Source organism: Anabaena sp. FACHB-83 (assembly GCF_014697485.1).
Lineage (GTDB): Bacteria > Cyanobacteriota > Cyanobacteriia > Cyanobacteriales > Nostocaceae > Nostoc_B.
Window position 1 is genome coordinate 55,365 of the sequence record NZ_JACJRY010000024.1, and the last position, 12,184, is coordinate 67,548.

The 12,184-nt window shown below is 36.4% G+C and carries 10 protein-coding genes; all 10 read right to left on the minus strand.

The features are described from left to right. Nucleotides 1-331: 331 nt before the first annotated feature. The 10 genes from H6G79_RS23965 to H6G79_RS24010 all read right to left on the minus strand — a co-directional run bounded on the left by H6G79_RS23965 (nucleotide 332) and on the right by H6G79_RS24010 (nucleotide 12,182). A complete protein-coding gene (locus tag H6G79_RS23965) occupies nucleotides 332-2,440 on the minus strand; it encodes a serine/threonine-protein kinase (protein WP_190592379.1) in 2,109 nt (702 codons plus the stop codon). Between the two features lie 48 nt (nucleotides 2,441-2,488). After that, nucleotides 2,489-2,875, minus strand: coding sequence for a hypothetical protein (locus H6G79_RS23970; RefSeq protein ID WP_190592378.1), 387 nt, complete (start codon nucleotides 2,873-2,875; stop codon nucleotides 2,489-2,491). Nucleotides 2,876-3,118: 243 nt separating this feature from the next. Further along, nucleotides 3,119-3,412 carry a hypothetical protein gene (locus H6G79_RS23975; protein ID WP_190592377.1) on the minus strand — a complete coding sequence of 98 codons (294 nt, stop codon included), beginning with the start codon at nucleotides 3,410-3,412 and terminating at the stop codon, nucleotides 3,119-3,121. A gap of 132 nt (nucleotides 3,413-3,544) precedes the next feature. Beyond that, complete coding sequence (locus H6G79_RS23980; RefSeq protein WP_190592376.1) at nucleotides 3,545-5,386, minus strand: PP2C family serine/threonine-protein phosphatase; 1,842 nt, start codon at nucleotides 5,384-5,386, stop codon at nucleotides 3,545-3,547. A gap of 127 nt (nucleotides 5,387-5,513) precedes the next feature. After that, entirely contained in the window at nucleotides 5,514-6,056 is a 543-nt protein-coding gene (locus tag H6G79_RS23985; RefSeq protein ID WP_190592375.1) for an FHA domain-containing protein, read from the minus strand. 54 nt (nucleotides 6,057-6,110) lie between these two features. Then, nucleotides 6,111-7,442 carry a VWA domain-containing protein gene (locus H6G79_RS23990; RefSeq protein ID WP_190592374.1) on the minus strand — a complete coding sequence of 444 codons (1,332 nt, stop codon included), beginning with the start codon at nucleotides 7,440-7,442 and terminating at the stop codon, nucleotides 6,111-6,113. Between the two features lie 77 nt (nucleotides 7,443-7,519). After that, the gene (locus H6G79_RS23995) at nucleotides 7,520-7,903 is read right to left on the minus strand and encodes a hypothetical protein (protein WP_190592373.1); all 384 of its coding nucleotides are present in this window, start codon (nucleotides 7,901-7,903) and stop codon (nucleotides 7,520-7,522) included. A 98-nt stretch (nucleotides 7,904-8,001) separates the two neighbouring features. After that, on the minus strand, nucleotides 8,002-9,774 hold the full coding sequence (locus tag H6G79_RS24000; RefSeq protein WP_190592372.1) for a VWA domain-containing protein: 1,773 nt from the start codon (nucleotides 9,772-9,774) through the stop codon (nucleotides 8,002-8,004). Between the two features lie 51 nt (nucleotides 9,775-9,825). Continuing rightward, on the minus strand, nucleotides 9,826-11,298 hold the full coding sequence (locus H6G79_RS24005; RefSeq protein WP_190592371.1) for a serine hydrolase: 1,473 nt from the start codon (nucleotides 11,296-11,298) through the stop codon (nucleotides 9,826-9,828). Beyond that, the gene (locus H6G79_RS24010) at nucleotides 11,298-12,182 is read right to left on the minus strand and encodes an ARC6/PARC6 family protein (protein WP_190592370.1); all 885 of its coding nucleotides are present in this window, start codon (nucleotides 12,180-12,182) and stop codon (nucleotides 11,298-11,300) included. Before H6G79_RS24010 ends, H6G79_RS24005 begins: the two co-directional genes overlap by 1 nt. Nucleotides 12,183-12,184: the final 2 nt, after the last annotated feature.

Consider the following 12,184-nt stretch of genomic DNA (forward strand, 5'->3'; position numbering starts at 1 on the left):
TATGAAATATGAATTTTAAGCTTGAGTCAGTGATTTTATCAGCTGACATAAGATAAAAAAGTTACGGAGTGTTTGAATTGGTTTGAATCCTCCGTGAACACTTCTTTTTGCTCCAAAGTTCAATACAAAACATATTAGACAAACTAACTTAATTGTATTGATTTAGTTACTAAATTGAGGAGAAAGATTACGCACAAGGTTAATAGTGTTATTGCTAGTTAAATGTTCAACTACTTATAAAAGATTAAAAAATATTGAATTCAAGACTTTTTAGGTTGTGGTGAAATCATAAATCTTTGTGATAGCTGATTCAGAAGCATTTGTTAAACAACTAAAGATTCATCCCAACTAATTGGAAAGACTGTTGAATACTTGTGGCGAAAGAGGATTTTTGTTGATGTGTGTATAGTTCACTAGCTTTGCGATAAACCGACAACATTTCCCGCAAATTCTCCACTTGACCATCTTGATTTTTAATATTTAGTAAAACCCAACCTAAATTATGATATGCTTGGGCATAGTTTGGGTTTAAATGAATTGCTTTTTCTAGATGTATGCGTGCTTGCGTCCATTGCCCTAATTTTCCGTATAAAGTACCTAAACGAAAGCAAACAAAAGCATGAGGAGGTAACTTTTGATCGTAAATTTGATAAATTTGGATAGCACCTTGAAGATTTTGTAGATTTTCTTGAGTGATACCATAGTTTATTAGCACCCAGCTAGGAACTTGTGTTTTACGGCTTGCTTGTTCAAAACTAGAAAGAGCATCATTCCATAAACCATACTTTGCTTTTTTCCAACCGCTTAAGCCCCAGGCTACAGAACTATCAGGGACTTGAGCAAGAAATTCTTGAATGCGTCTTTCTACATCGTTAGCTTGTTGAGTAATTACTGCTTTTTCTAAGGCAAAAATTAGGTATGGGTAAATCCATTTTTGTGATTCCTTGGAGTTAGTCAATGGCGCTTGCTTTAACTTAAATACTGCTTGGGTAGCAGCACGAACTGCGGGTTTCCATTGCTGCTGTTTAACATATATCCATGCTTGTAAACCTAAAGCAAAAGTGCAATTAGCATCTATTGATAATGCCTGATTTACAGCTATTTTCGCCTGTTGCCAATTACCCGACTTACCTAAAGCCCAAGCTAAATTAGCTTGTATCCATGATTCCTGCGGAGATAAATTAGCAGCTTGTTGCAAATATTTTACAGCTTCTACCCAATTTGTCCGGCGGCAACTAACCAGCCCTAATACTCCATATCCTCTGCCGTCTTGTTGTTGTAATTGAATCGCTTTCTGAGCAGCTAACTCAGCTTTTTTATCATCAATATACATTTGTATTAATGCCAATTCAAGCGCAGCTTGTCCATTATTTGGTTCATTGTTGAGTAATTTTTCATAAGATTGAACAGCATCAACTAATTTCCCTTGTTTGACTAACTCATGAGCTTTCCTCTGAATGGGAGAGATAAACTTCCCATTTAAAGCATTTATTAATTCGTCAGCAGTTTGAAAACGGTCTTCAACCTTAAACTGCATTCCTGTCATGATGACTTTTTCAATTAAGGGACTTAGGTTAGGGTTTAATTGTCGAGGCGAAACAAAAGGATCTGGTCTCTTATTTATTAAAGCATCTGCTCTTTCTCCTGCTTCTGCTGGTAATTTTCCAGTTAATAATTCATACATTGATGCACATAAAGCATAAAAATCAGTTGCAGGAAATCGTTGAGCTTTTGATAGTCGCTGTTCATAAGGAGCATATCCTGCTGTTAATATTCCAGTCATACGTGCAGTTTTTCCAGCAATAATGAATTCTCTAGCAGCACCAAAATCAATTAATACTGCGTTATCTGGAGGTACAATTATAATATTTCCTGGTTTTATGTCTCTATGAAGTAAGTTATTAGCATGAATAACTTTTAAAGCATCAGCGATTTGCAACAAATAATGCTTGGCTCGATTTTCTTCTAAAATACCTTCTTCTTTTAATATCTTGTCTAATGGTTTACCAGAGAGTAAATCCATTACCATGTAAGCAGTATCATTCTCTTGAAACCAATCATAAACTTTGACAATATGAGGATGAGAACATTTCTGAACATTACTAGCTTCGTTCTGAAATTCTGTAATTTGTTTTTGTTTGTCAACGGGAGCAATTGAATTAGGCCAAAATACTTTACTCCCTTGTCTAGCACCAGCTTCAGGCCAAAGTTCTTTAATAGCAACATGTACAGAATTTTGCAGATAAATTCCTTTATATGTAATCCCAAATCCACCTTGATCTAAGACTTTCTCTATTTTATATTTTCCCTGTCCTAATAAAGTACCTGCTTGCAGGGCAGATGGATTTGTAACTGTACTACTAAGAATAGTAGCACATGCAAAACAGCTAACTGCATTGTCAGCATTTTCCTCAAAACAACTTGGACATAGAATAGTCATTGTAGTTAATACTTCAATTAATCTTATAAGGTTATGGACTCAAATAATTTAATTAGAGTTGTTATGCTTAACATAATTAAGATTGATTTGTGGTGATATATACAAAATTTCTGCTTCTTTTTCCGCCTTCTTCCATAAATGATCAAAGTGATTATCAGCATCACTAATTAACTCTTCACTATTGATACTAAATGCTGGAAATTCACTGCCATCATGAGAGTTGGAGAAGTACATCCACACAAGCCTCAAGTCTTTAGAATCCGAATAATAGCCAATAGCAGAAAATAAATCCTTATGAACTCTGACTTCCATTGTTCCTCTAACATTTGTGGTTTTATTTAAATTATCTTGAAGCTTGGTTAATTGGCGTTTTATCATTTTATATTTATTTTGTTGTAGTTCTCGGTCAAAACCCACACCTTCTAAACAGTTCATTAAAGATGAATCTGGATGTAGAATTAAAACTTCTATGTTGCATCCTGCAATAATTTTATTGCGAAAATCTATTAAGTTATCGTCTTGAAAAAGTCCTTCTTCACCAGACAGGCATAACAGTTTAATTTTTTGATTGGTAGCCGATCTAAAACTATGCTCAACTAAATGTTTATATTCTTTTCGTCTTAAATAAAATCCTTTAATATGCTTATTAGCTTGCGTATGTACAAAAATTCTATCTATCTAATCTAGAGTTTCTCGTTTTAGTCCAATATCAACAAACCATATTAGTATTACTACTTGCAATAAATTTTCTCCAAAGTCACCCATTACAGGAGATAAAGAACATTCCCAAAATTCTTGTCTATATTCTTGTGGCGAACGGTTGTTAATTTCACATTTTGGTTTTAAATGATAAGTATCACATACATAAAACAATGAAGAAAATAAAAATAACCAGCCTAGTTGCCCAATTACTTTCTTACCAGTCTTCGTAATTAACTCTAAAAACCGAATTTCTGTTTTTTTATAAACCACTTGAGAAATCTCCTAAATTAATTTCATTTTCTGCAATATTTTTTATTTGTAAAAAATATTGCTACGAAAACGTGAATGAATAATTATGAAGTGATGATTTACGACTAACTACGCCATATTGTTCTAAATCGATTAGTCATTTTTTTCCTTTTCCATGCGACAGTGCAACGCTAAAAGCGTGGCGTTATCAGATGCGCCACGCTCAATTACCTTATCAATAGTGTGGTCAACACCAGACTGTAAATTCTTATTAGTATGAAAGATTTCTGCTAATTCATTGGTAGGAACTAAATCCCAAACTCCATCAGAACAAAGTAGTAAGATATCTCCATTTTTTAGGTTGATTGATAATTCTTCGGTTGTATTTTTTAAATTCTGTACGTAGCCATCACTTAGCCTCAGTTTGGAGCCAATAGATTTAGTGAGTATATTTCGATCTGGATGTTCTAAACTTTCTGCTTCTGTGATTTGTCCACTAGCTACTAACAAAGCAACCAGAGAGTGATCTTCACTGATTTGGCGAATTTCTCCTTGTCGTAAGATATAAATTCGACTATCTCCTACATGGGCTATCATTAATTGTTTGGCAATAGCTAAAATAACACTGAGTGTAGTTCCTCCATCTTTGACTTTATTGGCTACAGATTCGTTGGCTTTTTGAAATAATGAAATTAACCATTCATTTCGTTGCTCTAGAGTTTTCAGATTCGCAGATATAGGTTCTTCTAAAACAGTTTTCACAGCTAATTTACTAGCTAAATCGCCCTGAGACATTCCACCCATCCCATCAGCAACTACTCCTAATATCATTGTTTCTGCATTACTTAATTGCTGTTGTCTTACTCCATAATTGTCTTCATTTTGTAGTCGTTTGGTTGACAATCCTACTGTTGAAGCACTAGCAACTTGCCAATGAATTTTTGGTGTGCTAATTGCCTGGCGAGCTTCAACTAAATTAGCTAATAGTTGGGAGAGTGGAAATCTTTCTTCAGGGATGGGAGATAGACTAATCTTGAGAATTTGAAAAATGCGGGGAATGGGGTTAATTTTGATGTCTATTGCTTGTTCTAATTTTATAGGTTGTTTGTGAATAGTATGATATAGCAAGGCTGCAACTGTATAACTACTCATCAATTCATTAATTGGATTTTTGTGATAAGCCAGTTCAGGAGCGCAATAATCTCCCGATAAACCAGAAGGAAGGATTTCACCAACAAGATATGCACTGGTGAGATCAAAGAACTGGATGGGAGTTGTCATTTGGATGAATTGGGGCAAAATGCTGACAAGACACCAGTTATGCTGATGCACATAGCGCAGAAATTGGCAGACTTGACTGGCTAAAAATATGGATTCTTCTAATGAATATTCTGTGGTTAGCCAACTTTGTAAAGTTTTTGTTTCATCAGGAAGATAGCTGAGTAAAAGTAATTTTTCTGAAGATGAGTTAGGCGTAATTTGTTGCTCTTCATAATATTCTTCTTCTAGGTAGTCTGATTCACTATCTAGGTCATGGGATGTAGCTGTTAATTCTGCTGTAGATGCAGGGATATTTTCTTCTGTAATAGTTACTTCTAACCTATTTTCATATTCATCAGTTTCTATCTCTGTCTCTGGCTGCTCTTGTTTTTCGATATTGCTTGAATTTTCAAGTTCAGATGAACGCAGGTTAATAATTACAGAATTAATTTTAGTTTGAGCAAGGAGAGGAGCCACTAATTTATAATCGGCAAGTGTTTCTCTGAGCTTTATTTCTCTACTTAGTCCACCGTCAACTGAGCCTATTCGCAATAGGCCTAATTTGCTAGATGGTGTCTGAGTATCTGGTAGTACAATGTTTACTTGGAAGTAGTAGACATCTGGGGTAAATTGCCCTAAATAATCTAGAATTTCTAGTTGAAAATTTTCTATAATTAAATTAACATTTTTTTCTATTACTAAACTATTGATAGCATCATTAGGAATTGAGTTCATATTGCTTGGTAATTAAAAACTAGCTAACAAAATCCATACATTTTTGCTTGTAGATTGACGTGGAGTAGGCTTCGTGGGATACTTAAACCTACTCCAATCAATCATGTTTGCCTAAGTCCTATGAAAGTTAGGGACTTTGGAAAAGGAAACGCACTTTAGCAAAAGCAACTTCATCTCCTGAATTTAATGTCTCCGGTACAGTAATTCTGGCTCCGAAACGAGATTGACCGGCAGGTTTGATAAAAACACCATTGGTAGAGCCAAGATCCTTAACTTTCCAAACTCCTGCTTCTTGGTAGATTTCAGCGTGGTTGCGTGAAACAGTGTCACCACCGGAGAATGATTCTAAGTCAATATCAACAGGCCCCATATCTGGATCAAATATGCCGACGATCGCATTACTATCTAGAAAGAATTCGGCTGTGGGAGCGACTGGTTGTTTAGAAATCAGTCTAGCGGTTGTGGCTGTGGTCGGAAAAGATGGGGGAGTGGAGGTTGTAGGATAATTGGGTTGGGGTATTGGTGGTGCTGGAATTTGTTCTTCGATAAGTGTGGGTGCTTGTGGAGAGGGAATTACAGTTGCTGCTACTGCTTGTAATTCTGAACCACAAGCATCACAGTATTCTGAACTATCTTGGTTTTCATAACCACAGGCTGAACAAATAATCATTGGTATAGCTCCTAGGTTTGTAATAACAATAAAATTTCAGGAAATTTGCGTTTTTCAGGTTCCTGTGAGTTTACGCATTTCTTCTTCTGAAAATTGCTCGTTAACATCGCCACCCATTTTGACGGTTTTTCCCTTGGCTCCCATCTTCACGGTTTTACGGGTTCCGGCAGAAATTTTGCGGGTTTTACGCAATTCGTCTTGTGCGCCATTTAAGGAAGCTGCCATTTCCTCATTACCCAGTCTGACTGTCATTCGGCGTGCTGTTTCTAGCAGTTCTTCGGCTTTTTGGGGATCACGTTCAGCAATTTTTGTTGCTTGACCGACGAGGTTAGCAATATTACACTGTTGCAAATAATCCATTACTTCTTGATTAACTTGTGCTGCACCTCCCTGTCCAGCAATAAATTGGACAACTAAATTTTGCGGGGGAAATTCACCTCGAATTTTTTGTCCTGGGACATCGTAGGTTAAACCGAGTTGAGCTAGACGAACACGAGATGCAGGGCGAGCCGCCATGTTAAATTCGAGGATGAAGATAGTTTCATCATTGGCTGCGGCATTACCAATGGGATAAGGAGCTTGAGTAAAGGGAAATTCTGCTTGTGTAGGATAGGCGCGGACGATACGGGTGAGTTCTACACCTTGAACAGTTTTTACTCTTAAGGCTAGGTTGGTAATGACTTCTTGTTGTGCTTGACTGTATTCTTCAATGATTTTGTTAGGTAAGTCAAGAATGGAAACTTGAGTACCCGTCGCCTGTCCAGAAACTATATATAACAGCCCACCTCCAGTATAATCACTGAGATATGTCAGTAAGTCTTCGTTGAAGGTGTCCCCGACTCCTAAAGCGGTGATGGGGATGTTTTTGGCGGCAAAATCTGAGGCGATCGCTCGACATTGATCTTCGTCAAAGGTTTCTCCATCTGTGAACAGCAGGGTACGTTTCACTGTCATATTTTGGTTTCCCAGAGCGTTTAAAGCACTGTCCAAACCCAAGCTCATACAAGTACCACCAGAAAAGTTACGGAGTTTGGCGATCGCATTTTCTAATTGGCTGACTTGAGTCGCACTGGTTAAGCCGATAATCTGGGAAGCTGAGTCATCAAACTGGATAATGGCAATGCGATCATTTGCTCCTAGTCTGCCAGAACGTACCAAAGCTAACAAGGAATCGATCACAACATCTATCTTATTTTTACTACCAGCTACTGGTTCATACATTGAACCACTGGTATCAATAACAAAAGCAAACGTAGTCGGAGGACGAGTTGCAGCTACTTCTTTTGTCGGTTTTAGCTTCAACATCAGAAATAGTTTTTGAGCATCTGTATCCGCAGGCATAAATTCCCGGTGAGGATTAATGCTGACATTTAGTTCATTAACCATTGTGATTATCCTTAATGAAGGTAGTTAAAGTATGAAAGCCAAGAAAAAAACAAGTTTTAAATTATTTCACTTTACTTTTAGACAAAATCTAAAGGTGGAAACATTCCTATCTGTGGCTCTATCTCTGATAAATTTGGACTAACTATGACGGGAATTTCTTGATTACCTTGTTCATTTAGTTGCTCAAGATTTGATTCAATTAATAAAGGTAAGTTCAATGTCAAATTACTATCTCTATATCCTTCTTTTATGTCTTGCATCCAAGTTCGGATAATTTGGTTAAGATGATGATCTTTGATAGCGCATAGACTTTGATTTTGTAGTGTGGTTCGTAAATTTTCCCGGATTTCCAGGGTAAAAATTTCTTCAGGAAAATTTTCTTGTCGGTCATTTAAATCTAGAGCATAAATATATTCATCATTAGTTTCTTTGACCTTTAAAAAAAACGAATATTTCACCATGATTAATGTTGTTTATCAGTGTCTCATTAACCTAGCGCATCAAATTATCTGACCCTGTTCACAAGATAGCTGATTTTAAGAGATAGAAATCAGCTTTTTTAGCTTTGTTTCTGATTGGTTTTAGATTTGACTTCAATGGTAATCTTCCCTAAAACACGCTTATCACCAACTTTCAGTTCTTGGGTAGTTTTTTTCATATTTTTCTGTGCTGCATACTCTTGGTTAAAGTTCATCATAATCTTTTCTCCCTCCTTATAAATTTTGGCAGTAATCGGGGTGAAACCTTCCGAGGCATTTAAAGGGATGTTAGCCTCGCGGGAACTACCTATTAAAAAGGGTTTGATTCCTAATAAATATTGTGTCTGTTCTGTTGGTGTCCAATGAACTAATAAATAAGGTTCTTGGCGCAACTGTTCTTGTTCTGCAAAGGCAATCATCCAGCCAATACAAAAGCCCAGAATGGCTGCACCTGATAGCCGACCAAGAATATCGCCAAAAACACCAGCCGTAACTAGAAATCCTATAGCCCCGATAACACCGCCAACAGTACCACCAAACAAAGCTTTATTTAGTTGCAGGTTAGGCACAAAAAAGCGTGTTCCACCTCCCACTAATATGCCTAAAATTGCCCAGCCGATAATTCGTCCCATAAGTTCTAAGATGGAGATGGCAGAGATAGGCAAAAATAACAGTTGACCAAAAACTAATACTCCCAGACCTGCAACTAACCCAAAATAAGAACCAGCTAATACTTGAATACAAATACTGAAAACAATTGCTCCTGCTATACGGCCAAATAAATCACCGAACATTCCGGCAGTTATGAGCCAAGCTCCAGCACTTAAAGCACCACTAAGACCACCACCTACTATAGCTCTGGTTAGTTTAAGCTTAGGTATAATCAATGACAAGATTACTGTTAAACAGGCACTAGCAACTGACCCTTGCATAATACCTGCAACAATTGCAGGTATGGGAACATTAGTCAGGGGAACAAAGAGTAATTGACCTGCGGCTCCAGCAACCATACCTGCGGCGAGGCTACCAACAGTGCTAACAGCACCTTTGCGGAATGTGAGCAGGGGAAGGTGCATATAGGAGTTTTGTCCCATAATTAGGGCTAATGATATGCCCATTGCCAAAAAAGCAGTCCAGCCACCAATTCGCAAGGAGGAATATACTACACCGTAATCTCCTGTGGGGCTAGATTCTACTAACTGTTTGTAAATTGCTGCTTCGGCATTGCGGAAAGCTTGGTCGAATTGACCAGAATTGGCATAGAACACTAAGTCTCGATCGCCTGTCAGTTGCGCTAGGTAATTGATATCTGCATCACCAGTAGCAACAGCAATCAAGTTAATTCTTTGATTTCTAGCAGATTGGGCTGATAAACTAGCAAGGCTGGCAGAATTTGGTACGCCATCGGTAAATAACAAAATATTACGCCGCAGGTCTGTAGATTGCAACTCTGCTACTGCTTGGTCTATCCCCTCCGCCATCGGAGTACCACCATTTTCTGATAGAGTTGCGATCGCATTTTTTAAGGCATTGGTATCACCTGTTAAAGGCGATGCAGTTGTAATTTCTAACCCAAAACTAACCACCCCTACCTGATCTATCTTGAGGTTGCGTCGTTCTACAAAGTTGGTGGCCGCAGACTTGACTTCCGTCAATTTACCATCACTCATACTACCGGAAGCATCAATTAATAAAACGACTGCTTTGGCAGCTTGTGGTGTAGAAGGTGCTAATTTAGTCAGTGCTAGTAATGGTTCTCCTAATAACAATGCAGCTATCAAACAACCAATGGCACCATACAGTCCAAACAGCAAGGGTTTGTTTCGTTGTAGTTTTCTAAATATGTTTTGCATTTTTCCAATGGACTATAAACATACAATTTAATGAACCATTAAACATACAATTCAATTAACCATTTTTTCGTAAACCATACGTGATAATTTTGGAAGCAGTTTTCTATCTTTATAAAAGCTTGGGTCATCTCCAAAAATGACTAATATATACTTATATTTACCATCTGGACTACCAATAATAGCTGCATCGTTACGAGTATTAAAATTCCATCCCATTTTTGAGGCAAAATCAGCATCTTGAGGTAAGCCCTCGCCTAAAAATCCTTCAATGGCATTAAAATCTTTATTTTTCCAAGCTTCAGGACGTAAATCTCTTTTTAAGAGTTTTTTCATTTCTATACTATATTTTTTAGAAATTGATACCTTATGTTCAATTTCCAACAACAAGCGAGCCACATCAAAAGTAGTCACATAATCTCTGATAGGATGAGATGGAGAAATACGAATTTGTAAGTCCCTACCTACAGGTTCTTGAAATTGTTTAGTTGGAAAAACCTTTTGACTAATATTAATATTGTTGTAGCCAGCTTGTTGGAAAAACAAATTCATTACTAAGCGATTTTGAATCCATTCTTGTAATTCATATCCAGTTAAGTTATCACCTGATTTGGTTCTAGTTACTGTATCTACAATCAAACTTGCTGATTCATTATCTGAGTCTTGAATCATTTTCTGCAATTGCTTATAAGGTATTGTTCCTGGTGCAATAAATCCTGATTCATACTGACCATATAGATATGCCATCCAGAATAATTTTACAACGCTTGCAGGAAATCTTGGTTCTTGGTCTGAATATCCTGCATAGGCACAGCATTCTGATGTTTTTAAATCTATTAAACTTATAGATAGCCGATTAGTGGGCAAACCTTTAGAGTGAACAGATACCACAATATCCTTAACTATTTCTTCTAATTTATTACTTGAGTAGAAATTAGGTCTGACAGATGGTTTATAAGTTAATGGCGAATATATAGGAGTGTTATTTTGATTATAATCATAGGCTGCAATTAACTTCATTGGTGTTTGATTAACTGAAGGAGATGGCGGAATTGATGAAACACTTGATTGTAAACTTATGATAATTGGCTCAGATTTAATATCTTTGTCTAAAACACTAATTGAGTAATTTCCTGCTTCTTTTAAAATTATTTCCTCTGCTTTATCATTCGTTAATTGTAATTTCTTAGCAGAATTACTGGGATTAATTAAAGTAACATTGGCATTAGACTGTAAATATAGTTTGTGACCAAATTCTCCATAAAAACGATAACAAATTCGTTCATTTTGGATGATACTAGGTGTTAGAGATATAGAAGAATTGTCTGTTAACTTTAATTCAATTGTCTTGCTACAAATATTGCTTTGAACTGTGGCTTTATTTTCAAAGTCACTTTCTTGGGTTGTTTGATTGTTAATCAATCTTAAAACAATCACTAATATTGATATTGGTATAGCCAGTAGGAAAGCTACTCGATGTACTTTTAGTGAAGGCTTTGATTTACGGATGATTTTGATTTTATTCATTAGCTAACTTTCTTGTAATCATAAATTTTCCAAACCCCATTGTCTTTTTCAAACCAATAGATAAAATCACCTTCGTAAGGTCCTGAAGTATCTCTGTCAATACCATTTCGTCCATAAAGATAAAGTTCTTCAAAAATCCTGACTTTGATATATGGTTGTCTACCAGAATTAGCAAAGTCTATTACATTTCGTACTTCAGATTTACTGTATTTATAGTAAGCATCATTCCTCCGTAACCAAGGAATTGAGCCATCTGTTCCAACAGTTTTCTCATAAATAGTTCCTGTAGTTAACTGGGAAACTAATCCTGTATCAAAAGGAGATGCAAATATTCGAGGTTTAGCTTCATACCACCTTTTTACTATTTCCAGTGCTTGTTCTTGAGTCAAATCATTTCCTGATGTAGCTGTACTAGTTGCTGTAATAGTTGGAGTAGGAATTGTATTTGATGGTAGTTGAGTTGTGGAATTTATAGCCGTTTGCAACTCACCTAAACTCATGTTTAAATTAAATGTTTTTGCACCTTGAGAAGCAGATACTTGGATAATGTATTGTCCAGTTTTTGGCAAGGTTGCTCCAGAAATAAGTTCATTATCTGGGCTATAAACCCAAATACAGAGAGTTTCATTAGTTTGATAATTTAGCTTGTCTCCAGAGTTGGCTAAAAATTTATAACCAATAGCTTTAGTAACACTAGCTTGACCAGATTTAGTTAATACTTGCTCATTTAATGAGATTTGTTCAACATCTTTCTCTCTCAAAGCAACTGTAGGTTTTTCTGGACAGTTTGAGTTTGAAGCAGGAGACACTAAAGAAGATGAACCACGTAAGGCATTACATCCATAAATTGTGAACAGACTTAAATACAGAATTAGATTTTTCATAA

Bases quoted from the DNA above. Each gene is read 5' to 3' on its own strand.
- H6G79_RS24010 (WP_190592370.1), bottom strand. From the start codon at position 12,182: ATGAAAAATCTAATTCTGTATTTAAGTCTGTTCACAATTTATGGATGT.
- H6G79_RS23990 (WP_190592374.1), bottom strand. From the start codon at position 7,442: ATGGTTAATGAACTAAATGTCAGCATTAATCCTCACCGGGAATTTATG.
- H6G79_RS23970 (WP_190592378.1), bottom strand. From the start codon at position 2,875: ATGAACTGTTTAGAAGGTGTGGGTTTTGACCGAGAACTACAACAAAAT.
- H6G79_RS24005 (WP_190592371.1), bottom strand. From the start codon at position 11,298: ATGAATAAAATCAAAATCATCCGTAAATCAAAGCCTTCACTAAAAGTA.
- H6G79_RS24000 (WP_190592372.1), bottom strand. From the start codon at position 9,774: ATGCAAAACATATTTAGAAAACTACAACGAAACAAACCCTTGCTGTTT.
- H6G79_RS23995 (WP_190592373.1), bottom strand. From the start codon at position 7,903: ATGGTGAAATATTCGTTTTTTTTAAAGGTCAAAGAAACTAATGATGAA.
- H6G79_RS23980 (WP_190592376.1), bottom strand. From the start codon at position 5,386: ATGAACTCAATTCCTAATGATGCTATCAATAGTTTAGTAATAGAAAAA.
- H6G79_RS23985 (WP_190592375.1), bottom strand. From the start codon at position 6,056: ATGATTATTTGTTCAGCCTGTGGTTATGAAAACCAAGATAGTTCAGAA.
- H6G79_RS23965 (WP_190592379.1), bottom strand. From the start codon at position 2,440: ATGACTATTCTATGTCCAAGTTGTTTTGAGGAAAATGCTGACAATGCA.